This window comes from Streptomyces sp. NPDC030296 (assembly GCF_055572815.1).
On the sequence record NZ_JBVICQ010000003.1, the window covers coordinates 598,327 to 622,304 of the forward strand.

At 71.9% G+C, this 23,978-nt stretch carries 16 protein-coding genes; 12 read left to right on the plus strand and 4 right to left on the minus strand.

Going from position 1 to position 23,978, the window contains the following annotated elements:
• Nucleotides 1–161 precede the first annotated feature (161 nt).
• From ACZ4Z3_RS10715 to moeZ, 3 genes are all read left to right on the plus strand, one after another.
• Complete coding sequence (locus ACZ4Z3_RS10715) at nt 162–1,121, plus strand: NAD-dependent epimerase/dehydratase family protein (protein WP_468500621.1); 960 nt, start codon at nt 162–164, stop codon at nt 1,119–1,121.
• A complete protein-coding gene (locus tag ACZ4Z3_RS10720) occupies nt 1,109–1,858 on the plus strand; it encodes a spherulation-specific family 4 protein (protein WP_468500622.1) in 750 nt (249 codons plus the stop codon). The genes ACZ4Z3_RS10715 and ACZ4Z3_RS10720 overlap by 13 nt, the downstream gene beginning before the upstream one ends.
• Nucleotides 1,859–1,921: 63 nt before the next feature.
• Nucleotides 1,922–3,100: an adenylyltransferase/sulfurtransferase MoeZ gene (moeZ, locus tag ACZ4Z3_RS10725; RefSeq protein WP_055514434.1), complete on the plus strand. Its 1,179-nt coding sequence runs from the start codon at nt 1,922–1,924 to the stop codon at nt 3,098–3,100.
• A gap of 86 nt (nt 3,101–3,186) precedes the next feature.
• Here moeZ and ACZ4Z3_RS10730 read toward each other — a convergent pair whose 3' ends face one another.
• The 3 genes from ACZ4Z3_RS10730 to ACZ4Z3_RS10740 form a co-directional block, all read right to left on the minus strand.
• The gene (locus tag ACZ4Z3_RS10730) at nt 3,187–4,707 is read right to left on the minus strand and encodes an alpha/beta hydrolase (protein ID WP_468500623.1); all 1,521 of its coding nucleotides are present in this window, start codon (nt 4,705–4,707) and stop codon (nt 3,187–3,189) included.
• Between the two features lie 116 nt (nt 4,708–4,823).
• Nucleotides 4,824–6,374, minus strand: coding sequence for an alpha/beta hydrolase (locus tag ACZ4Z3_RS10735; protein ID WP_468500624.1), 1,551 nt, complete (start codon nt 6,372–6,374; stop codon nt 4,824–4,826).
• A 131-nt stretch (nt 6,375–6,505) separates the two neighbouring features.
• Nucleotides 6,506–9,316, minus strand: coding sequence for a lysylphosphatidylglycerol synthase transmembrane domain-containing protein (locus ACZ4Z3_RS10740; protein WP_468500625.1), 2,811 nt, complete (start codon nt 9,314–9,316; stop codon nt 6,506–6,508).
• 185 nt (nt 9,317–9,501) lie between these two features.
• On the opposite strand from ACZ4Z3_RS10740, the gene ACZ4Z3_RS10745 reads away from it, so the two are divergent.
• The 5 genes from ACZ4Z3_RS10745 to nudC all read left to right on the plus strand — a co-directional run bounded on the left by ACZ4Z3_RS10745 (nt 9,502) and on the right by nudC (nt 19,763).
• Entirely contained in the window at nt 9,502–9,891 is a 390-nt protein-coding gene (locus ACZ4Z3_RS10745) for an MGMT family protein (RefSeq protein WP_055714404.1), read from the plus strand.
• Nucleotides 9,892–10,142: 251 nt separating this feature from the next.
• Nucleotides 10,143–13,634, plus strand: a complete 3,492-nt coding sequence (locus ACZ4Z3_RS10750) for an ATP-dependent helicase (RefSeq protein ID WP_468500626.1) — start codon at nt 10,143–10,145, stop codon at nt 13,632–13,634.
• A 100-nt stretch (nt 13,635–13,734) separates the two neighbouring features.
• The gene (locus ACZ4Z3_RS10755; RefSeq protein WP_468500627.1) at nt 13,735–17,295 is read left to right on the plus strand and encodes a UvrD-helicase domain-containing protein; all 3,561 of its coding nucleotides are present in this window, start codon (nt 13,735–13,737) and stop codon (nt 17,293–17,295) included.
• A gap of 10 nt (nt 17,296–17,305) precedes the next feature.
• The gene (locus tag ACZ4Z3_RS10760) at nt 17,306–18,709 is read left to right on the plus strand and encodes a dipeptidase (RefSeq protein WP_468500628.1); all 1,404 of its coding nucleotides are present in this window, start codon (nt 17,306–17,308) and stop codon (nt 18,707–18,709) included.
• Between the two features lie 106 nt (nt 18,710–18,815).
• On the plus strand, nt 18,816–19,763 hold the full coding sequence (nudC, locus tag ACZ4Z3_RS10765; RefSeq protein ID WP_468500629.1) for an NAD(+) diphosphatase: 948 nt from the start codon (nt 18,816–18,818) through the stop codon (nt 19,761–19,763).
• A gap of 29 nt (nt 19,764–19,792) precedes the next feature.
• On the opposite strand, the gene ACZ4Z3_RS10770 is transcribed toward nudC, so the two are convergent.
• The gene (locus tag ACZ4Z3_RS10770) at nt 19,793–20,035 is read right to left on the minus strand and encodes a mycoredoxin (protein WP_055519018.1); all 243 of its coding nucleotides are present in this window, start codon (nt 20,033–20,035) and stop codon (nt 19,793–19,795) included.
• 138 nt (nt 20,036–20,173) lie between these two features.
• Here ACZ4Z3_RS10770 and ACZ4Z3_RS10775 point away from each other — a divergent pair, with 138 nt between their 5' ends.
• From ACZ4Z3_RS10775 to ACZ4Z3_RS10790, 4 genes are all read left to right on the plus strand, one after another.
• Nucleotides 20,174–22,516 carry an ATP-dependent DNA helicase UvrD2 gene (locus ACZ4Z3_RS10775; protein ID WP_468500630.1) on the plus strand — a complete coding sequence of 781 codons (2,343 nt, stop codon included), beginning with the start codon at nt 20,174–20,176 and terminating at the stop codon, nt 22,514–22,516.
• Between the two features lie 163 nt (nt 22,517–22,679).
• Nucleotides 22,680–23,003: a hypothetical protein gene (locus tag ACZ4Z3_RS10780; RefSeq protein ID WP_079049870.1), complete on the plus strand. Its 324-nt coding sequence runs from the start codon at nt 22,680–22,682 to the stop codon at nt 23,001–23,003.
• Between the two features lie 175 nt (nt 23,004–23,178).
• Nucleotides 23,179–23,547 (plus strand): WhiB family transcriptional regulator, encoded by a 369-nt coding sequence (locus ACZ4Z3_RS10785; RefSeq protein ID WP_055538974.1) that lies wholly within the window; start codon nt 23,179–23,181, stop codon nt 23,545–23,547.
• Nucleotides 23,544–23,867: a hypothetical protein gene (locus ACZ4Z3_RS10790; RefSeq protein WP_468500631.1), complete on the plus strand. Its 324-nt coding sequence runs from the start codon at nt 23,544–23,546 to the stop codon at nt 23,865–23,867. Before ACZ4Z3_RS10785 ends, ACZ4Z3_RS10790 begins: the two co-directional genes overlap by 4 nt.
• The last annotated feature ends 111 nt before the right edge of the window (nt 23,868–23,978 follow it).

The window sequence follows — 23,978 nt, forward strand, 5'->3', positions numbered from 1 at the left end:
CCCGCAACCGAGCCCCACCGGCGCGCGGGACAGCCGTCGCGCGCACCACCTCCCGCGGGGCCGACACCGCGGGACCACCTCATCACCCACGGCACCACCTCATAAGGAGAACGCCAGATGATCACCTCCCGAACCGGAGAGTCCGCCCCGGGAGCCGCCCGATGAGGGTCCTGCTGATCGGAGCCAACGGATACCTCGGCCGTTTCGTCGCCGAACGCCTCCTCGCCGACCCGGCCGTCCAACTCACCGCGCTCGGTCGCGGCGACGACGCCGACGTACGGTTCGACCTCGCCACCGGCAGTCCCGGCGCGCTCACCCGCTTCCTGGACGCGGTCCACCCCGGCGTCGTCATCAACTGCGCCGGAGCCACCCGCGGCGGCGCCCGCGAACTCACCCGGCACAACACCGTCGCCGTCGCCACCGTCTGCGAGGCCCTCCGCCGCAGCGGCTGCGGTGCCCGCCTGGTGCAGATCGGCTGCGGCGCCGAATACGGCCCCAGCCAGCCCGGCTCCTCCACCGCCGAGGACGCCGTGCCCCGCCCCGGCGGCCCGTACGGCGTCAGCAAACTCGCCGCCACCGAACTCGTCCTCGGCTCCGGCCTGGACGCCGTCGTCCTGCGGGTCTTCTCACCCGCCGGGCCCGGTACCCCCGCCGGCTCGCCGCTCGGTCGCCTCGCCGAAGCCATGCGGCGCGCCATGCAGTCCGGCGACGGCGAACTCAAACTCGGCGGCCTGGGCGTCCAGCGCGACTTCGTCGACGTCCGGGACGTCGCCCGCGCCGTCCACGCGGCCTCACTCTCCGCCGCCCAAGGCGTGATCAACATCGGGTCCGGCCGTGCCGTACGCCTCCGCGACGCCGCCGCCGTCCTCGCCCGTGTCGCCGGCTACGGCGGCGCCCTCCACGAACTCGACACCCTGCCCGGGTCCCTCAGGCCGACCATCGGCCACCCCCGGCCCGAACCGGACCACACCCCTCCGGTCGCCTATCCCTACCCGGACGGCTGCGGCAGCTGGCAGCAGGCCGATGTCCGCACCGCCCGTGACCGGCTCGGCTGGCGGCCCCGTATCAATCTGGAGGAGTCCCTCGCCGACATCTGGATGGAGGCCGCATGCCGTATCTGACCTCCGCCCCGTCCGGCACCGCCAGCACCGGCCTGAGCGCCGGCCTCGGCATTCCCGGCTATGCGCACCCCCTTGTCGCCCCGCTGGAATGGGGCGAACTCACCCGCCCCGGGACCCCTCTGCACTGGGTTGTCCTGAACGTCTCCGACGGCCCCGGTACCCGCCCCGACCCGCTCTGTCTGGAAGCGGCGGGACGGCTCCGCAACGCCGGCGTCCGGGTCCTCGGCCACATCGACGTGACCCATGGCGCGCGCCCCTTCGGTGAGATCGTCGCCGACGCCCACCGCCACCTCGACTGGTACCAGGTCGACGGCTACCTCCTCGACCGCTGCCCCACCGAGCGCGGCGCACTCCCCGGGATCAGCCGCACCGTCCTCACCCTCCGGGCGCTCGTCGGCGGCGGCCACATAGTCCTCGGCCACGGCACCCATCCACATCCCGGGTATGCCGAGAGCGCCGACCAACTCGTGACCTTCTCCGGGCCCTGGAGCGACTACCGCTGGTCCCAGGTCGCCGAATGGACCGCCGACCACCCTCCCGAGCGCTTCTGTCACTTCGTCCACGGTGTGCCCCGCGTCCACCTCGACGAGGCGCTGCGCGTCGCCCGCTGGCAGGGCGCCGCCACGATCTACTTCACCGACCGCACGGACCGGGGCGGCCGAGTCGATCCCTGGGCGACCCTGCCCGGCTACTGGGACGACATTGTCTCGCTGGTTGGAACGGGTGTCTCGGAATGAAAAAGGGCGTGGCAGTGTTACTGGGAGAACAACTGTAGTGATTGACCGATCAACGGAGTCCCCGTGTCGCTGCCACCCCTGGTCGAGCCCGCTTCCGAGCTCACCGTAGATGAGGTCCGCAGGTACTCCCGCCACCTGATCATCCCCGACGTCGGGATGGACGGGCAGAAGCGGCTGAAGAACGCCAAGGTGCTCTGTGTGGGCGCCGGCGGCCTGGGCTCGCCGGCGCTGATGTACCTGGCCGCGGCGGGCGTCGGGACGCTCGGCATCGTGGAGTTCGACGAGGTCGACGAGTCGAACCTGCAGCGTCAGATCATCCACAGCCAGGCCGACATCGGTCGCTCCAAGGCCGAGTCCGCCCGTGACTCCGTCCTCGGCATCAACCCGTACGTGAACGTGATCCTTCACGAGGAGCGGCTCGAGGCCGACAACGTGATGGACATCTTCAGCCAGTACGACCTGATCGTCGACGGCACGGACAACTTCGCGACCCGTTACCTGGTCAACGACGCCTGCGTGCTGCTGAACAAGCCGTACGTGTGGGGCTCCATCTACCGCTTCGACGGCCAGGCCTCCGTCTTCTGGTCCGAGCACGGCCCCTGCTACCGCTGCCTGTACCCGGAGCCCCCGCCGCCGGGCATGGTCCCCTCCTGCGCCGAGGGCGGTGTCCTCGGTGTGCTGTGCGCGTCCATCGGCTCCATCCAGGTCACCGAGGCCATCAAGGTCCTCACCGGCACCGGTGAGCCCCTCGTCGGCCGACTGATGATCTACGACGCCCTCGAGATGCAGTACCGCCAGGTCAAGGTCCGCAAGGACCCGAACTGCGCGGTCTGCGGCGAGAACCCCACCGTCACCGAGCTCATCGACTACGAGGCCTTCTGCGGCGTCGTCTCCGAGGAGGCCCAGGAGGCGGCCGCGGGCTCGACGATCACTCCCAAGCAGCTCAAGGAGTGGATCGACGACGGCGAGAACATCGACATCATCGACGTCCGCGAGATCAACGAGTACGAGATCGTCTCGATCCCCGGTGCCCGGCTGATCCCGAAGAACGAGTTCCTCATGGGCTCCGCGCTGGAAAGCCTCCCGCAGGACAAGAAGATCGTCCTGCACTGCAAGACGGGTGTCCGCAGTGCGGAAGTCCTCGCGGTCCTCAAGTCGGCCGGCTTCTCCGACGCCGTCCACGTGGGCGGCGGCGTGATCGGCTGGGTCAACCAGATCGAGCCCGACAAGCCGGTCTACTAGTCCCGTCCTCGCCGTAGGCGGGCGGACGCTTTCTCCGGAGGGGCTCGGCACGGCGTGTGCCGGGCCCCTTGTCGCGGTGGCCACGACTACGCGCAGACCTTTCCGTCCTTCGGCACCCTCCCGGCCAGCAGATACGCGTTCACCGTCGAGTCGACACAGCTGCTGCCGCTGCCGTACGCCCCATGGCCCTCGCCCTTCCAGGTGAGCATCACTCCGACGTCCTCGCCCAGCTCCCGCGCCATCCTCTCGGCGCCCTCGTACGGCGTCGCCGGGTCCCCGGTGTTGCCCACGACGAGAACAGGGTCGGCCCCCGGCGCGCTGACCTCCGGTGAGTCCGTCAGGCCGGGCACCGGCCAGTCGTGGCACCAGCCCGCGGTGTCCCAGCCCAGGAACTCGCCGAACACGGGCGAGAGCTTCCGGAACTCGGGCAGCAGCGTCTTCGTCTCCTGCGGTGTCGGCCGCTGCTTCTGGTCCAGGCACGATATGACCCGTTGCGAGTGGGTCGTCGTGCCGTAGCGGCCCGAGGGGTCCCGCTCGTTGTAACCGTCGGCGAGCGCCAGCAGCTCCGTGCCGTCGCCGTCCTCCGCCGCGTCGAGAGCGCTCGTCAGGCCGGGCCAGCTCTGCTCGCTGTAGAGCGGCAGGACGATACCGGTGATCGCCAGGGTCTGGGTGAGCTCCCGTCCGGACGTCGTCGGCAGGGGATCGGCGTCGATCCGCTCCAGCAGGTCCGCGATCTTCCGGGTGCCCTTCTTCGGGTCCTGGCCTGTCGACGCGAGGTAGTTGTCGAGGGCGCGCTGGAAGCCCAGGGTCTGATTCTTGGCGTGGCCCACCGTGTCGGCGGTCGGGTCGACGACCGCGTCCAGCACCAGGCGCCCGACGTTCCCGGGGAAGAGATGGGCGTAGACGCCGCCCAACTCCGTGCCGTACGAGATGCCGAAGTAGTGCATCTTCCGGTCGCCGACCGCTCGGCGGATGAGGTCCATGTCGCGGGCGGTGTCGGCGGTCGACACATGGGACAGGAGCTTGCCCGCTGCCCGCTCGCAACCGGCGCCGAAGGAGGCCGCGTCGTCGAAGAAGGCCGTCTCCTCGGCGGCGTCGTCCGGAGTGGCGTCCACGGACTCGGCCGCCTGGATCTCCTTGTCGCTGCGGCAGCGCACCCCTTCACTCCCGCCGACGCCCCGGGGGTCCCAGCTCACCAGGTCGTACCGCTTGTGCAGCTCGCTCGTGAGAGCGGCGTACGAGGGCATCGTGGAGACACCCGAGCCGCCCGGTCCGCCGAAGTTGAACAGGAGCGAGCCGAGCCGTTCACTCCTGTCGCCGGTCGCCTCGCTGCGGATCAGCGCCAGCCCGATCGTCTCGCCGTCCGGCTTCGACCAGTCCAGCGGGACCTTGAGCGTCGCGCACCGCCAGTCGCCGCCCGGCGCCGGACCTTCCGACGTCGCCTCGCAGCGCCCCCAGTCGAGCTTCTGTGTGGGGAGCGGGGAAGGTGAGGGAACCGCGGACGCGGACTCGGCGCTCTCGCCCTTCCCGCTGTCGGTAGCTCCACTGCAGCCGGCGACCAGCACCGCAGCCGCGGTCAGAGCCGCTCCCCGTAGCCATCGAGCCATGAGCAAATCCCCCCTTACGACACCACCCGCCGGATGTCGTGAATGGCAGTCATGCCATGGTATGCGGACTGCCGCGCTCGCGTCGGGGCCTGTGGATAACGTTCTGACCTGCGGTTTCAGGTGCAGACCGTGCCGGATTTCGGGACCTTGCCCTTGAGCAGGTAGCCGTCCACGGCCGCCTTCACGCAGCCGTTCCCGCTGCCGTATGCCCCGTGCCCCTGCCCCTTGTACGTCAGCTCGACACCGACTCCCGCCCCGAGCGCCCCCACCATCTTCCGCGCGCCCTCGTACGGCGTGGCGGGATCGCCCGTGTTGCCGATCACCAGGATCGGCGCCGACCCCGCCGCGCTGACCTCCGGATGGTCGGCGGCGCCGGCGACGGCCCAGTCGGCACAGGTGAGCATGGACCAGGCGAGCCAGTCACCGAAGACGGGGGAGGCGGCCCGGAACTCGCCCTGCTTCGCCTCCACGTCCTTCGTGGTGTACCGCTGTTTGTCGTCGGCGCAGCTGATGGCGACGTTCGCCGCGGCCAGATTGCTGTACTCGCCGTTCTCGTTGCGCCCGTTCATCGAGTCGGCCAGCAGCATCAGCAGTCGGCCGTCCCCGTCGTACGCCTGTTGGAGCCCTTCGGTGAGGAGGGGCCAGAGGTCCTGGGAGTACAGGGCCTGCGCGGTGCCGGTGATGGCGGCGGACTCCGTCAGGTCGCGGGGGAAGACACCCGGGATCGGCTCGCGGTCGAGGTCGTCGAGGAGCGTCATGATGCGGTTCTCGACGTCCTGCGCGGTGTCGCCGACCGGGCACTCCTCCGCCTTCGACACACAGTCCTTCGCGAAGTTGCCGAGCGCGAGCTGGAAGCCTTTGGCCTGCCCGAGGCTGCTCTGTTCCGGTGTCTGTGTCGGGTCGACGACGGCGTCGAAGACGGCCCGGCCCACGTTCTTGGGGAACAGGTGGGCGTAGACGCCGCCGAGTTCGGTGCCGTAGGAGATGCCGAAGTAGTGCAGTTCGTCGTCGCCGAGAACCTCGCGCATCAGGTCCAGGTCGCGTGCGGCGTCCGGGGTGCCGACGTGCGGGAGGGTCTTGCGGGAGTTGTCCTCGCAGGCCGCGTTGAACGTCTTCGTGCTGTCCAGGAGTTCCTTCCGCTCGGACGCGTCGTCCGGCGTCTGGTCCTGCTGGAAGTACTCGTCGAGTTCCTCGTCGTCCTCGCACTCGACGCCCGCGCTGCGACCGACTCCCCGCGGATCGAAGCTGACCAGGTCGTAGCGGGTGCGCAGCGTGGTGAAGTCGTCTGCGAAGGCGGGCAGCCCCTTGACGCCCGAGCCCCCGGGGCCGCCGAAGTTGAAGACGAGCGAGCCGATCCGCCGGTCCCGGTCGCCGCTCGACCGCGCCCGGATCAGCGCGATGTCGATCGTGTCGCCCTTGGGGTCGCCCCAGTCGAGAGGAGCCTTCATGGTGGCGCACTGCCAGGGGGTGCCGTTGGGCAGGGGCGAGGGGGCTGGGCCGCCGCCCTCGGACGCCGATGGCGCCGGGCAGTCCTTCCAGTCCAGTTTCTGCGTCGTCAGATCCTCGTCCTCGCCCTTGGGCTCGCCGCCACAGCCCGCCGCCGCCCAGGACAGGGCGACGGCCATGGCGGTCAGGACGACGGCGCGCAGCCGGAGCGAGGTGGGCATGCCCTCATCCTGAAGCCGCCCCGAGCGGTGCGCTCGGGGCGCGGGCCGAGCGGGTGAGAGGGTCCCGAGGGGGCGGGCCGAGTGGTTGAGATCCGCCCCCACCCGCGCGTGTGGAGGCGGCGCACCGCCCTCTAGAGGGCGCCCTTGCGTGTCAGCTGGTTGAAGGCCAGCCACCCGGGCAGCACGGGCAGCCACAGCGTCAGGAGCCGGAACAGCAGGACAGCGGGGGCCGCGACCTCCTTGGGGAGGCCGACGGCGATGAGACCGACCGTCAGCGTGGCCTCGACCGCGCCCACACCGCCGGGCGTCGGCGCCGCCGAGCCCAGCGCGTTGCCCGCGAGGAAGACGACCGCGACGCTGGCGATGCTGATCGAGGCGTTCTCGTCACCGAAGGCGCGGATCGAGGCGTCCAGGCACATCACGAAGCAACCGGTGAGGAGCAGCATGCCGCCGATGCCGGTAACGAGCTTCTGCGGCCGCTGCAGCACGTCGAGCATGCGCGGGACGACACCGGCGAACAGCGACCGCACGCGCGTGACGACGAACTTCCGCAGGAACGGGATCGACGTCACCACCAGGACGAGCACCGCGACCGTCAACAGGCCCGCGATGACCGTGCGGGACGGCGACAGGGACGGCGTCTTCTCGGTTCCGGTGAGATAGCCGAAGGCCAGCAGCATCAGGATGTGGCAGCCCAGCCCGAACAGCTGCGAGGCGCCCACACTTGCCACCGCGAGACCCGGCCGTACCCCCGCCCGCTGCAGGAAGCGCGTGTTGAGCGCCACACCGCCCACCGCCGCCGGGGCCACGATCTTCACGAACGACCCGGCGACCTGCGCCGCCACGGTCCGGGGGAACGGGACCCGCTCCGGTACGAAGCCCAGCAGGCTCATTGCGGCGGCCACATAGCTCAGCGCGGAGAAGAACACCGCGGCGGCGACCCATCCCCACTCGGCGTTCTTGATGAGCGGCCCGAACTCGATGTGGGTCAGCTGCGTCAACAGGAAGTACGCGCCGATGGCGCCGGCGATGAAACTGATCAGGGTGCGCGGCCGGACCCGCTCCAGGCGGGCCGGTTCGACGGGCGCCTGCGGCCGGATGAGCAGCACCTGGTGGCGGATCTGGGTGAGCAGGTCCTCCTCGCGGGCCTCCTCCAGGGCCTCGTCGATGGCCCGCTTCTCCGCCCGCTGCTCGGCTCGTACGGCCTTCTTGGCGGTCTTGCCCGCCTCGGCCTCCTCGTGCTCCTCCGCGCGGGCCTGCTTGGCGAGCTGGGAGGCCTCCAGGACCGCCTCGCGTTCGCGCTCCGCCCGCTCCCGGGCCAGTCTGCGCAGGGTCGCGCGCGTGGAGCGGGACAACGCGATGGGCTGCAGCATCGGCAGACAGTCGGCCACCGCGTCGGGGCCGAGGACGCTCACCGCCGACGCCACCGCCCGCTCGGCGCCCACCCGGAGCCCGAGCGTGGTCAGCAGCTGGGAGACATCCATGCGGAGCACCAGGTCGCCGGCCGCGATCTCACCCACGCGCAGATCGGTCAGGATCACCGTGCCGGAACGATCCACCAGAATCGCGTCGCCCACCAGCCTGCGGTGCGCGATGCGGCGTGACTGCAGGGCCTTCACCTGGGCCCAGGTGTCGTGCAGCAGTTCGTCGGTGACCTCGTCGTCCGACAGCGAGTCCAGGGTGCGTCCACCGGTGTGCTCGTAGACGAGCATCACCGCGTCCGGTCCGAGTTCGGAGGTCGCGATCAGCTTGGGGGCGTTGGCGCCGGCCGCGATGGCCGCGTAGGCGAGGAGCGCCTCCTGCTCCAGGGCCTGGCGCAGGGACTGCAGGCTGCGGCGCGTCGTGATGCCGCGCAGGGTCAGCCGCCGCCAGACGCGGTAGAAGAAGCCCTGTGCCTGTTGCTCCCGGTCGACGACCGTGACGTCGAGGGGTGGGCCGTCCTCCAGCGTCACGAAGTACCTGCGGCCCCGATCGCCGCCTTCCGTGGTGTCCGAGGCCTCCTCGCGGGCGGCGCTGACCGGCTTGAAGCCGACCCGCCTGAGGCCCGCCATCAGGGTCCGGCCGGTGGGGCGGACGTTCGGTGAGCCGACGGCGTAGAGCGTCCCGTAGGCGACCGTCCAGCCGATGAGCACCGTCAGGATGATCGAGAACGGCGTCGTGTAGCCGGCGACCAGCATGGAGAACGTGTCCAGCAGCAGCACGATCCACAGCACCGCGCGCCAGCGGGGTCTGCGGGACATGCCCACGGCCGTCATATAGGCGATGACCGGCGCGAGATAGCCGTGGACGGGGTCCGTGAGGGCGTGGATGTCGCCGGGGGAGGGCTGGGTCAGCGCCTCCTGGATCGAGTCCGGGGCGGTACGGGCGACCCACAGGTCCGTCGCCAGGGTCACCCCGTGCGCCAGGACCGCCGCGAGCACACCGTCCGCGATGCGCAGCCCGTCCCGCTTGACCAGGCGCTCGATCGCGAAGGCGACCGGGACCAGCAGGATCGCGATGCTCGACCCCAGGCCCGCGAGCTTGATCATCAAATCGGGTGCCTGGCCCGTGCCCTTGTTGATGTCCTGTTCGAGACCGGCCGTGGTGCCGTGCGCGAACGCGGCGATCGCCAGCAGGACGATGATCCCGAGGATGCCGACCGACAGCCGCATGAGGTCCGAAGGACGGTGCACGCGCGCGGGGAGCAGTGGTTCGTCGCCCTCGACCGCTTCGGTGTGCCCCTCGTCCAGGACGTCGGCATCCGGTCCGACCTGCGACGACGTGTCGTCGAGCCGGTCCTCGCGCGCCCTGGGGGAGAGCGATGTCTCCGCGGGCGCGGTGCTCGCCGGGTCCTTCGGGTCGGCGGTCCCTGCGCCCTTGTCGTCCCCGTCGGCGGCGTCCGGGCGCGACGAGGCGTCAGAGGTGCCCGCCGCGTCATCGGGGTGCACGCTCTGCTGCTTCATCGTCTCTTCTTGGTCTCGTATCACCAGTCACCGCCCGCACGATGGTGGCATGCCGGGTGGGCACACAGGGGCATCAGGGTGCAATGCGGGGGCGCACAGTCTGCCCGAAGACCGTCCTCGGAGCGAGGGACGCACGCGTCGGCCACCACGTCCCATTGTCGGTGGGGTGGGGCAGGATGGGCCGGATGAGCGAGGAGAGCCTTCCGGCGGACGCCCTGCCGGAGTACGCGGAGCGGGTCCTCGAGGTCGCCGAGCTGATCCCGCCCGGGCGGGTCATGACGTACGGGGACGTCGCCGAGTGGCTGGGGGAGGGCGGCCCGCGCCAGGTGGGCCGCGTGATGGCCCTCTACGGGGGTGCCGTGCCGTGGTGGCGGGTGGTCCGTGCGGACGGGCATCTGCTGCCCGGCCACGAACTGAGAGCGCTGGGTCACTACCGGACGGAGGGCACGCCCCTGCGCGAGGCGAGCCGCGCCGCCGAGGGCCATGTGCCGCGCCTCGACATGAAACGGGCGCGCTGGGACGGCGGTGAACGCACCGGCTGGGACGGCGGCGAACGCGCGGAAGATCACACCTGACGGCATTCCGCGTCCGACGGTCGCGCCGACGCCCCCGTACGGGGGAAGCGGGGCACGTCGGCGGCATGCCGTACGTTCGTGGGGCGAGGGACGCACGGGCCGCGTGAGTCGGGAGGGAACAAGAGGAAGCTGCGCTTCCGCACCACCCGTCGGCGTAGCGTCGGCTGCACGTGTCCGCCTCACCCCGCGGCCACCGCTCTCCACGAGCAGGGGCAGGACAACCAGCACACCCACCAGGACCGGCGAACCACGTGAGCTCCTCTTCCTCCACCAGGCGCCTGTCGCACACCCAGGTGCGACAGGGGAGCCGTGGCGCTTACCGACTGGTGCGTACCCCACCGGTCCGATCGAGTCCCCCTCATCTGGACGCCGAGCAGGCCGCCGTGGTTGACCACGAGACGGGCCCCATGCTCGTTCTCGCAGGTCCGGGCACCGGAAAGACGACCACCCTCGTCGAGTCCGTGGCGGCCCGCATCGCCCGCGGAGCCGACCCCGAGCGCGTCCTCGTCCTGACCTTCAGCCGCAAGGCGGCTGTCGAGCTGCGCGACCGCATGGCGCTGTGCATGGGCGCCGCGCGGGCCCCCCGGGCCACCACGTTCCACTCGTTCTGCTACGCCCTGGTCCGCGCCCACCAGGACAGCGACCTGTTCGTCGAACCGCTGCGGCTGCTGTCCGGTCCCGAGCAGGACGTCGCCGTCCGTGAGCTGCTCGCGGGACAGCCCGACCTCGAACGCCTCGGCCTCGCGCACGTGCGCTGGCCGGACGAGCTGCGCGCCTGCCTCACCACGCGCGGGTTCGCCGACGAGGTCCGCGCGGTCCTCGCCCGCAGCCGTGAGCTGGGCCTGGCCCCCGCCGACCTGCGGGCCTTCGCCGACCGCATCGGCCGTCCCGACTGGCGCGCGGCCTCCGCCTTCCTCGCCGAGTACCTCGACGTCCTCGACCTGCAAGGAGTCCTCGACTACGCGGAACTCGTCCACCGCGCGGTGCTCCTCGCCGGCCGGCCCGGCGTCGCCGAACAGTTGGCCGGGCAGTACGACGCCGTCTACGTCGACGAGTACCAGGACACCGATCCGGCGCAGGTACGGCTGCTGAGGGCCCTCGCGGGCGGCGGCCGCACCCTGGTCGCCCTCGGTGACCCCGATCAGTCGATCTACACGTTCCGGGGCGCCGATGTGAACGGAATCCTGGACTTTCCGGCCGCCTTCCCTCGCGCGGACGGCCGCCCCGCGCCGGTCGCGGTACTGCGCACCTCCCGCCGCTCGGGGGCCGACCTGCTCGCGGCCACCCGACTGCTCACGCAGCGGATGCCGCTCACCCGCCTCCCGGCGGAGAAGGTACGGGCCCACCGCGAGCTCCGACCGGTACGGGACGGCGGCCGCGTCGAGGTCTACACGTACCCCACGCCGGGCACCGAACTGGACAACATCGCGGACGTCCTGCGCCGGGCCCATCTGGAGGACGGAGTCCCCTGGGGCGAGATGGCCGTCCTGGTACGCGCGGGTGCCCGCACGATCCCGTCGATGCGACGTGCCCTCACGGCAGCGGGCGTACCCCTGGAGATCGACGGCGACGACCTGCCGCTCCGCCACGAGCCGGCCGTACAGCCCCTCCTGACGGCCCTGCGAGCGGTCGCCCGGGCGGAGCTGGGTGCCGGCTCGACGGCCGCACAGGGGCCTGTGGGGCCCAGGGAGAGCGCGAGGACCGAGGACGGTGAGAAGGCGGAGGAGACCGGAACAGGCGGGGCGCCGGAGGGGGGCTACGAGCGCGACTTCGGGCCGGCCTCGGAGGCGGACCACGAGCCCGACGCCGGTCCGGCGGCGGAGTCCGGCCAGCCGTCCGCCGCCCCCGAGCCGGACTCGTGCTGGCTGGACACCGAGACCGCGCTCACCCTCCTCGCCTCCCCCCTCGCCGGTATGGACACCGCCGACCTGCGGCGGCTGGGCCGTGCCCTGCGCGAGGAGGAGCGGGCCGGCGGCAACCCCGTGCCGCCGCCCTCGGACGAGCTGCTGGCCCGCGCCCTGGCGGAACCGGAGCGGCTGGTCGCCCACGACCCCGTGTACGCGCGGGGCGCGCAACGCCTCGGCGCGCTGCTGCGGAAGGCACGGGAGCGCCTCGCCGGCGGCGGCACGGCCGAGGAGGCCCTGTGGGACCTGTGGGACGGCACGCCGTGGCCCAGGCGCCTGGAGCGGGCCGCCCGGCGCGGCGGCGCGGCCGGACGCAACGCGGACCGGGACCTCGACGCCGTGTGCGCGTTGTTCGCCACCGCGGCCCGCGCGGAGGAACGCACCGGAGGTCTCGGCGCGCTCAACTTCCTCGCGGAGATCGAGGCGGAGGACATCGCCGCCGACACGCTCACCGGCAGGGCGGTGCGCCCCGACGCCGTGCGTCTGATGACCGCGCACCGCTCCAAGGGCCTCCAGTGGCGCCTGGTCGTCGTCGCGGGCGTCCAGGAGGGACTCTGGCCGGACCTGCGCCGCCGTGGCTCGCTCCTGGAGGCCGACCGCATCGGCCGCGACGGCCTCGCCGAACCGCTCACCCCCGGAGCGCTGCTCGCCGAGGAGCGGCGTCTGTTCTACGTGGCCACCACGCGCGCGCGTGAACGCCTCGTCGTCACCGCGGTGAAGGCCCCTGCCGACGACGGCGACCAGCCCTCCCGCTTCCTCGCCGAACTCGGCGTGGAACCCAAGGACGTCACCGGCCGCCCCCGCCGCCCGCTCTCCGTGGCCGCCCTCGTGGCCGAACTGCGCGCCACGACGGTCGACCCGCGAGTGTCCGACGCGCTGCGTGAGGCAGCCGCCCGGCGACTGGCCAGGCTCGCCGCCCTGAGCGACGAGGACGGCCGTCCCCTGGTGCCGTCGGCGCACCCGTACCGCTGGTGGGGCATGTTCGAACCCACCGAGAGCAAGGTCCCGCTCAGGAACCGCGACCAGCCCGTCGTGCTGTCCGGCAGCGCCCTCGACCAGCTCGCCAACACCTGCGCCCTGCAGTGGTTCCTGGGGCGCGAGGTGAAGGCCGACGCGCCCGCGACCGCCGCCCAGGGCTTCGGCAACGTCGTGCACGTCCTCGCGGACGAGGTCGCCTCCGGACGCACCCCCGCCGACCTCGACGTCCTCATGGAGCGCCTCGACTCCGTGTGGAACGCGCTCGCCTTCGACGCGCCCTGGAAGTCCGACCAGGAGAAGCAGCACGCGCGCGTGGCGCTCGAACGTTTCCTGACCTGGCACGTCGACTCGAACGGACTGCGCGCCGGACGTACCCCGGTGGCCAGCGAGCAGGACTTCGACGTGACCCTGGAAGCGGGCGACTACGAGGTGCGGATCCGGGGGTCCATGGACCGTGTCGAGACCGATGCCGAAGGCCGCGCCTACGTGGTCGACTTCAAGACCGGCAAACAGGCGCCGACCGCCGCCGAGGTCGAACGGCACCCGCAGCTCGCCGTGTACCAGCTCGCGGTCCGCGAGGGGGCCGTCGACGAGCCCTTCGGCGGCGCACGGCCCGAACCGGGCGGTGCCGAACTCGTCCAGCTGCGGCAGGGCGCCGCCAAGAAGAACGGCGGCGAGACGCTTCCCAAGGTGCAGGCTCAGGGGCCCCTGGAGGGCGACTGGGTCGGCGGCCTCCTCGCCAACGCCGCCGGCAAGGTCCTCGACGAGCGCTTCTCCCCGACCGCCGGACAACACTGTGCACACTGCGCTTTCCGGGCGTCCTGCAGCGCCCGCCCGGAGGGCCGCCACGTGGTCGAGTGACCGACGTGATCCACAGCACCACCCCTGCTGACCAGTGCCTATCCCCGCCGGGGCGGTGATCCGGCGTCCGCTGTCAGTGGCCGCCGCTAGCCTCTCTGGGGTGTCCGCCCGTATCACTGATCCCGAGCAGCTCAAGGAGCTCCTCGGCATCCCGTTCACCCCGGAGCAGACGGCCTGCATCATCGCGCCGCCCGCCCCGCAGGTGATCGTGGCCGGAGCCGGCTCGGGCAAGACCACGGTGATGGCCGCGCGCGTGGTGTGGCTGGTCGGCACCGGACAGGTCGCCCCCGAACAGGTGCTCGGCCTGACCTTCACCAACAAGGCGGCCGGCGAACTCGCCGAGCGGGTGCGCAAGGCCCTGGTCAAGGCGGGCATCACCGACCCCGACGTGATCGACCCCGACAACCCCCCGGGCGAGCCCGTCATCTCCACGTACCACGCCTTCGCGGGCCGGCTCCTCACCGATCACGGGCTGCGCATCGGACTGGAGCCCACCTCCCGCCTCCTCGCCGACGCCACCCGCTACCAGCTCGCCGCGCGCGTGCTCCGCGAGTCCCCGGGCCCCTACCCGGCGCTCACCCGTTCCTTCCCCGACCTCGTCAGCGACCTCCTGGCACTCGACTCCGAACTCGCCGAGCACCTCGTACGCCCCGAGGAACTCCGCGCGTACGACGCCGAGCTGCTGCGCGACCTGGAGAGCGCCAAGCTCTCCAACGCGGACCTCCGCAAGGTCCCCGAGGCGGCCGCCGCCCGCCGGGAACTCGCGGAGCTGGTCGGCCGCTACCGAGCCGCCAAGCGCGAACGGGACCTCCTCGACTTCGGCGACCAGATCGCCCTGTCGGCCGGTCTCGGCCGGCTGCCCGAGGTCGGTCGCCTGCTGCGGGACGAGTTCCGGGTGGTCCTGCTCGACGAGTACCAGGACACCTCAGTCGCCCAACGCGTGCTGCTCGCGGGCCTGTTCGGCGGTGGCACCGGTCACCCCGTGACCGCCGTCGGCGACCCCTGCCAGGCCATCTACGGCTGGCGGGGTGCCTCCGTCGCCAACCTCGACGACTTCCCCGAGCACTTCGCCCACTCCGACGGCCGCCCCGCGACCCGCCAGGCGCTCAGCGAGAACCGTCGCAGCGGCGGTCGCCTCCTCGACCTCGCCAACGGCCTCGCGGAGCCCCTGCGCGCGATGCACGCGGGCGTGGAGGCCCTCAGGCCCGCCCCCGGAGCCGAGCGCGACGGCCTGGTCCGCTGCGCGCTGCTGCCGACCCACGCCGAGGAACTCGACTGGATCGCCGACTCGATCGCCCATCTCGTACGCACCGGCAAGGAACCGGGCGAGATCGCGGTCCTGTGCCGTACGGCCACCGACTTCGCCGACATCCAGGGCGCGCTCGTCGCCCGTGACATCCCGGTCGAGGTCGTCGGTCTCTCCGGGCTGCTGCACCTCCCCGAGGTGGCCGACCTCGTCGCCGTCTGCGAGGTACTCCAGGACCCCGGCGCCAACGCCTCCCTGGTCCGCCTGCTCACCGGCCCGCGCTGGCGCATCGGCCCCCGCGACCTCGCCCTCCTGGGACGCCGGGCCAGGCTTCTCGTGTCGCACGCGCGCGCGGGCGCCGACGACGATCCGGACCGCCGGCTCGCCGCCGCCGTCGAGGGCGTCGACCCGGCCGAGGTGATCTCGCTGGCCGACGCGCTCGACACGTTCCTCGAACTGCCCCTCGAAGCGGAGGGCGAGGACGACGGGCTGCCCTTCTCGCCGGACGCGCGCGTACGGTTCGCCCGCCTCGCCGCAGAACTACGCGACCTGCGCCGCTCGCTCGCCGACCCGCTCATGGACGTCCTCCACCGGGTGCTCGCCGTCACCGGCCTCGAAGTCGAACTCTCCGCCTCCCCGCACGGCCTCGCCGCCCGTCGCCGCGAGACCCTCTCCAACTTCCTCGACATCGCCGCCTCCTTCGCCGCCAACAGCGAGGGCGAGGCCACCCTGCTCGCCTTCCTCGGCTTCCTGCGCACGGCCGCCCAGTACGAGAAGGGCCTCGACAACGCCCTTCCGGGCGGCGAGAACACCGTCAAGGTGCTCACCGCCCACAAGTCGAAGGGGCTGGAGTGGGACGTCGTCGCCGTCCCCGGCCTCGTCACCGGGACCTTCCCCAGCACTCAGGGCCGCGAGAAGTGGACCGCCCAGGGCAGGGTCCTGCCGCACGAACTGCGCGGCGACGCCGACACCCTGCCCGATGTGGAGGCATGGGACTCACGCGGCCTGAAGGCCTTCCACGAGGCCATGAAGGACCACCAGCACACCGAGGAACTCCGCCTGGGCTATGTGACGTTCACCCGGCCCCGCTCCCTGCTCCTCGGCTCCGGCCACTGGTGGGGCCCCTCCCAGAAGCGCCCGCGCGGCCCGTCCGACTTCCTGACGGCCCTTCACGACCACTGCGCCGCCGGGTTCGGCGAGATCGAGGTCTGGGCCGACGCACCCGAGGAGGGCGCGGAGAACCCCGCCCTGCGTGAGGCGTCGGCCGACCACGCCTGGCCGCTGCCGCTGGACGGCACGGCCCTGGCCCGCCGCCGCGCGGCCGCCGAGACCGTCCTGGCCCACCTGGAGCGTGCCTCGGCCCCCGAGGACACCCACCCGGACGGTGCGGACGACCCGTACGCCCACGAGGACCCGGACTGGCCGCCTCCGCCTGACGACGAGCAGCTGGACGACGACCACCCGGACCACCTCCCCGAGGACCTTCCGGGGGACGGGTTTCCCGAGGAGGACGCCGCCGACTGGGACTCCTGGACGACGGCCCGGCCTCGCGAGACCCCACCCCCACTCCCACCTCCTGGCCACGGCACGCGCATGCCCTCGGTGCCGCACGCCCGCAGACACCCCGCCGAGGACGACCTGACGCCCGAGGAGGCCCGCACCATCGCCTCCTGGGACCGTGATCTCGACGCCCTCACCGGAGAGCTCCTGCGCGCCCGCGCGAAGGTCACCGAGGTGCCCCTGCCGGCGTCGCTGACCGCGTCGCAGCTGGTGCGCCTGGCCGCCGACCCCGACGGCTTCGCCCAGGAACTCGCGCGCCCCATGCCACGCCCCCCGCAGCCCGCCGCACGCCGCGGCACTCGCTTCCACGCCTGGGTGGAGGCCCGCTTCGAAGAACTACGGCTGCCCATGCTGGAGCCGGAGGACCTGCCCGGCAGCGAGGCCGAGATCGCCGACGAACGGGATCTGGAAGCACTGAAGGAAGCCTTCGAACGCACCCCCTACGCCCAGCGCACGCCGTACCGCGTGGAGGCGCCCTTCCAGCTCGGGATCGCCGGACGCGTCGTACGCGGCCGCATCGACGCCGTGTACCGGAACACCGACGGCGACGGGACGACGACGTACGAGATCGTCGACTGGAAGACCAGCCGCGCCCGCACCGCCGATCCCCTCCAGCTCGCGCTGTACCGTCTCGCCTGGGCCGAGCAGCGGGGCGTGCCCCTGGAGTCCGTGGGGGCCGCGTTCCTGTACGTGCGTACGGGTGAGGTCGTACGGCCGGAGAACCTCCCCGACCGGGCGGCTCTGGAACGGCTGCTCCTGGAGGAGCCGGGCTCCGAGGCCCCCGAGTGGCCGGAGGAGGCCCCGGGGCCGTTCGGGGACGAACCGCCGGACGAGTACGCCGGTGCGGGCCGATAGTCTCGTGAGCATGAGCGAGACCCCGGACAGCGCCGTCCGTACGTACATCGAGAACCACCGTGCCGCCTTCCTCGACGACCTCGTGGAATGGCTGCGCATCCCGTCGGTGTCGGCGCAGCCCGAGCACGCGACGGACGTACGCCGCAGCGCCGACTGGCTGGCCGCTAAGCTCCGGGAGACCGGCTTCCCCGTCGCCGAGGTCTGGGAGACACCGGGCGCCCCCGCCGTCTTCGCCGAATGGCCCTCCGAGGACCCCGAGGCCCCCACCGTCCTGGTCTACGGCCACCACGACGTGCAGCCCGCCGCCCGCGAGGACGGCTGGAACAGCGAGCCGTTCGAGCCCGTCATCCGGGGAAACCGCCTCCACGCGCGCGGGGCGGCCGACGACAAGGGGCAGGTGTTCTTCCACACACTCGGCGTCCGCGCCCATCTCGCCACTACCGGCCGCGACACCCCCGCCGTCCACCTCAAGATGATCGTCGAGGGCGAGGAGGAGTCCGGCTCCCCGCACTTCCGGGCCCTCGTCGAGGAGCGCGCCGAGCGGCTCGCCGCCGACGCGGTGGTCGTCTCCGACACCGGCATGTGGTCCGAGGACACCCCCACCGTGTGCACCGGCATGCGCGGCCTCGCCGAGTGCGAGATCCGGCTGTACGGCCCCGACCAGGACATCCACTCCGGCTCCTTCGGCGGCGCCGTCCCGAACCCGGCCACCGAGGTCGCCCGCCTCGTCGCCGCCCTGCACGACGAGCACGCGCGCGTGGCGATCCCCGGCTTCTACGACGGCATCGTCGAACTCACCGACCGGGAACGCGAACTCTTCGCCGAACTGCCCTTCGACGAGGACCGTTGGCTGCGCACGGCCAGGTCGACGGCGGCACACGGAGAAGCCGGACACACCACCCTGGAGCGCGTCTGGGCCCGCCCGACCGCCGAGGTCAACGGCATCGGCGGCGGCTACCAGGGCGCCGGCAGCAAGACGATCATCCCCTCCTCGGCAATGGTGAAGCTGTCCTTCCGGCTGGTCGCCGGCCAGGACCCCGACCACATCGCCAAGGCCGTCACCGCCTGGGCCGCCGAACACGTCCCCGCCGGCATCCGCCACGAGATCACCTTCAGCGGGGCCACCCGCCCCTGCCTGACGCCCCTGGACCACCCGGCCCTGCGATCCCTGGTGCGCGCCATGGGCCGCGCCTTCCAGCAGCCGATCCGCTACACCCGCGAGGGCGGCTCAGGCCCTGCCGCCGACCTCCAGGAAGTCCTCGGCGCGCCCGTGCTCTTCCTGGGCATCTCCGTCCCCTCCGACGGCTGGCACGCCCCTGACGAGAAGGTCGAACTGGACTTGCTCCTCAAAGGCGTCGAGGCCAGCGCATACCTCTGGAGCGAGCTGGCCGCGAGCTCCCGCGAGGCACACTGAACAAGGCCCCACACCGCCCCCCGCCCCAGCGCACCCGCCCGCCGTACGCCCCGCCCGAACCGCCCGCCCGAACCCGACCGTTCCACCGGGGGAGTTGGAAGCACCCGTGACGACCTGGACCGACCACACCGCCGATCGACCCATCGCGCTCACCGCCCCGAGCGGCATCGACCGGGCGGCCCACCACCGCCTCGACGAGGCATGGCTCGCCGCGGCCTGGAGCCACCCCACCACCCGCTGCTTCGTGGTCTCCGGCGGTCAGGTCCTCATCGACGAGACGCCCGATGGCACCACCGAACTCGTCATGACAGCGTCCTTCGAGGCACCGCTCACCGAGGCGCACCGCTACTTCCTCGGCACCGACGCCGAGGGTGTGAGCTACTTCGCACTGCAGAAGGACTCGCTGCCCGGACGCATGGACCAGTCGGCCCGCCCGGCCGGCCTGCGTGAGGCGGGCATGCTGCTGTCGCCGCGCGACACCGGACTCATGGTGCACGCGGTCGGTCTGGAGAACTGGCAGCGGACCCACCGCTTCTGCTCCCGCTGCGGCGAGCGCACGGTCATCGCGGCGGCCGGTCACATCCGCCGCTGCCCGGCCTGTGGCGCCGAGCACTACCCGCGGACGGACCCCGCGGTGATCATGGGTGTCACGGATGACGACGACCGTCTCCTCCTCGGCCGCCAGGTGCACTGGCCCGAGGGCCGCTTCTCGACCCTCGCGGGCTTCGTGGAGCCCGGTGAGTCCATCGAGCAGGCCGTGCGCCGGGAGGTTCACGAGGAGGTCGGCATCACCGTCGGCCAGGTCGAGTACATCGCCAGCCAGCCGTGGCCCTTCCCCTCCAGCCTCATGCTCGGCTTCATGGCCCGCGCCACCTCCACCGACATAGACGTGGACGGCGACGAGATCCACGAGGCGCGCTGGTTCTCCCGGGAAGAGCTGCGGGCCGCGTTCGAGTCCGGGGAGGTGCTGGCTCCCTACGGCATCTCGATCGCGGCCCGGCTGATCGAACTCTGGTACGGCAAGCCCCTGCCGACCCGGGGGCACACCAGCTGAGGGGTGCGACGGGGCGGGGGCTCGCGCGGCTACGCGCCTATCTTCTGCTTGACCTGCGCCAGCGAGGGGTTGGTGAGGGTCGAACCGTCCGGGAAGAGGACGGTGGGAACGGTCTGGTTCCCGCCGTTCGCCTTCTCCACGAACGCCGCGGACTCCGGGTCCTGCTCGATGTTGATCTCGGTGTACGTGATGCCCTCGCGGTCCATCTGGCTCTTCAGCCGACGGCAGTAGCCGCACCACGTGGTGCTGTACATCGTCACAGTGCCCGCCATGTCCCTGGCGCTCCTTCACGGTATGAGGGGTGCTCGTAGCAGTGAGTGGAACGTACGCGACGGGCCCGCCATTCCCCGCGGGAGGGTGGCGTCCACCACCACGCTCTCTCCCGGCCCACGCCCCACGGCCCACGCCGGATGTCCCGCGCCGGACGCCCGGAGCGCACGGGGGCGCCTGCCGCATTAGTACGACTGCGGGGGCCTGCCTGTGGACAACCGGCTCAGCCGTCTCCGGCGACCTGGCAGCATGGCCGTGTGACAGCAGCAACGCATTCCACCCTCTTCCCGCGGGTCCCCGACTCGGCCGACGCGGTGCTCGAAGGGCTCGACCCCGAGCAGCGCGCGGTGGCCACCGCCCTGCACGGGCCGGTGTGCGTCCTGGCGGGAGCCGGCACGGGCAAGACCCGCGCCATCACCCACCGCATCGCCTACGGCGTGCGGGCGGGGATGCTCCAGCCCGGCAGCGTGCTCGCCGTCACCTTCACCGCCCGCGCCGCCGGGGAGATGCGCGGCCGCCTCCGCCAGCTCGGCGCCGTCGGCGTCCAGGCCCGCACCTTCCACTCCGCGGCCCTGCGCCAGCTCCAGTACTTCTGGCCGAAGGCCGTGGGCGGCGGGATGCCCAGGATCGTCGATCGCAAGATCCCCCTCGTCGCGGACGCGGCGGCCGCCTGCCGGATCCGTCTCGATCGCAACGAACTACGGGACGCCGCCGCCGAGATCGAGTGGTCCAAGGTCACCCAGACCGTTCCCGCCGACTACGCCGCCGCAGCCGCCAAGCACGGCCGGGAGACCCCCCGCGACCCTGCCGAGATCGCCCAGATCTACTCCACCTACGAGGACCTCAAGCGCGAGCGCGCCGTCATCGACTTCGAGGACGTCCTCCTGCTCACCGTCGGCATCCTCCAGGACCGGCACGACATCGCCGAGCAGGTCCGCTCCCAGTACCAGCACTTCGTGGTCGACGAGTACCAGGACGTCAGCCCCCTCCAGCAGCGCCTCCTGGAGCTGTGGCTCGGCGACCGGGACGACCTGTGCGTCGTCGGCGACGCCAGCCAGACCATCTATTCGTTCACGGGCGCAACACCCGACCATCTGCTCGACTTCCGCCTCCGCCACCCCGGGGCCACCGTCGTCAAGCTCGTTCGCGACTACCGCTCCACCCCCCAGGTCGTCCACCTCGCCAACGGCCTCCTCGCCCAGGCCCGCGGTCGCGCCGCCGACCACCGCCTGGAGCTGATCTCGCAACGGCCCCCGGGCCCCGAACCCCGCTACACCGAGTACACGGACGAGCCCGCCGAGGCGGAGGGCGCCGCCCGCCGCATCCGCGACCTCATCGGCTCCGGGGTCCCGGCGAGCGAGATCGCCGTCCTGTTCCGCACGAACTCCCAGTCCGAGACCTACGAGCAGGCCCTGGCGGACGCGGGGGTGCCCTACCAGCTGCGCGGCGCCGAGCGCTTCTTCGACCGCCCCGAGGTGCGCAAGGCGGGATCCGCGCTGAGAGCCGCGGCCCGTTTCGGCGGCAACGACAGCCTCCTGGAGGACGCCGTCGACCTCCCCTCACAGGTACGGGCCGTGCTGTCCGGCGAGGGCTGGACCGGAGAACCACCGGCCGGCTCCGGAGCGGTCCGGGAACGCTGGGAGTCACTGGCCGCCCTGGTGAACCTCGCGCAGGACTTCGCCGCGGCCAAGCCCGACGCCACCCTCGGCGACCTCGTCGCGGAACTGGACGAGCGGGCCGGCGCCCAGCACGCCCCGACCGTCCAGGGCGTCACCCTCGCCTCCCTGCACTCCGCGAAGGGCCTGGAGTGGGACGTCGTCTTCCTGGTCGGCGTCGCCGAGGGCATGATGCCGATCACCTACGCCAGAACGGACGAGCAGATCGAGGAGGAGAGACGACTCCTCTATGTGGGCGTCACCCGCGCCCGGCAGCAGCTCTCCGTCTCCTGGGCCCTGTCCCGCTCGCCCGGCAGCCGCCCGAACCGGCGCCCCAGCCGGTTCCTCGACGGTCTGCGCCCCGGCTCGACCGCCCCCGGGGGCCGCTCCGGCGCGACCGCCTCCGGCGGGATCGAACAGGGCTCGACGGGTCACCGAACGACCTCCCTCGCGGTCGGCGGCGGCAGCGGACCGGTCGCGCGCCGCACCAGCCGGACCCCTGCCCGCTGCCGGGTCTGCGGCCGCAGTCTGCGCGAGGCGGGCGAGATGAAGCTGATGCGCTGCGAGGACTGCCCCTCCGACATGGACGAGGGTCTCTACGAGCGGCTCCGCGAGTGGCGTGCCGTCCAGGCCCGGCGCAGCGGGCAGCCCGACTTCTGCGTCTTCACCGACCGGACCCTGATGGCGATCGCGGAAGCGGGGCCGAGCACTCCGGTGGAACTGGGTCGTATCCCCGGTGTCATAGCCCGTAAGCTCCAGCGGTACGGCGCCGATGTTCTCGACATCTGCGCAGGCCGGGAGCCCCTGGCCGAGGACGAGAGCGGCTGATACGAACTCGTCGAAAAAATAGTTTGCGCATGCCCCAGCAATCCCCATAGGTTCTTAGGCACGGGAACAGCGGCCTTCTCCAAGGCCCTGGTTTCGTGGTGTACTTCATATCCGTCGGATTGGCTCACGCCGATCCCGTAGACGCCGAGAGGAGGCGAGTCCAGTGATCAGCATCAACACCAGCTTCATCAGCCCGGTCAAAATGACCGATCGCTCGGCCGTCTCCACGTGCATGCTCGGCGTCTCGAACCTGGGCACCGGTCTGTCCGCCCTCCGTGGCGGCCGTCCGGCGTCCTCCGTGTCTCCTGCGGGCCTTCCCGTCCGTGAGCGCAATGAGCGACCGACCAAGGCACTGGAAGCAGCAGTAGAGGCACAGGCCCAGGCCTATGCCTTTGCGGCGGCCGGTGCCGGAATCCGGAAGCAGACGACGCAGCACCACCTGATGTGGGCCTTCCGTGGGCCTGAACCCTGGAGTGATCCAGCCTGATCGACGATCAGGCCGGCGCCTTCAGGGCCGCGGAACCCCATCCGGGATCCGCGGCCCTTCTGTTTGTCCCCGACCGGGGACTGCAGAGCGAAGGGGCCTCGGGACAAGAAAAGAACCCGGTACCAGCCGCCACCCGGCCCACCAGGCCGGAACGACCAGACGAGGAAGACGAACCGTGCAACTCGAAGCGCACGCCCCGTCCGTACCGCCTTCCGAAACGATCCCCCCGCCCCGCCTCACGGAGGACTCCACCTTGACCCCGCTCACCGCGCTCACCGCGCTCGACGACGCCATCGAGAACCTGGGTGTACCCGTCCCCTGCCGCTCCTACGACCCGGAGGTCTTCTTCGCCGAGTCGCCGGCCGACGTCGAGTACGCCAAGTCCCTCTGCCGCACCTGCCCGCTGATGGAGGCCTGCCTCGCCGGCGCCAAGGAGCGGCGTGAGCCCTGGGGTGTCTGGGGTGGCGAGCTCTTCGTCCAGGGTGTCGTCGTTGCCCGCAAGCGGCCTCGTGGTCGCCCGCGCAAGAACCCGGTCACGGCATGAACATCACCGGAACGATCGACCGCCCCCTCACGCACGACCCCAAGAAGCAGGCCCCGATGAAGCCGTCCACGAACGAGCCCGCAGGCTCCGCGACCCCAGACTTCACCACCACCGGCGCGAACGCCTCGCGCCAGAACAGGACCCGAGAAATGCATCTCATGCCAGAAGCCCTGGCTCGTGCGCATATGCACGATCGCCTGCACCAGGCCGAGCAGGAGCGCCGGGCCATGCGCCTGGCGGTCGCCCGCCGGATGCAGCGCCGGGCCGAGCGCGCCTCGATGCGCGCCCGCCGTGCGCTCGCCTTGGCGGTCATGCAGTAGCCGCCACGCGGCCATCGGCATGAGCCTGCCGGAACCGGCACAGGCACCTCATCACCACCTCTGACGGTGGTTCCTCGCGGGGGCGGGTCCGAAGGGACCGGCCCCCGCGCT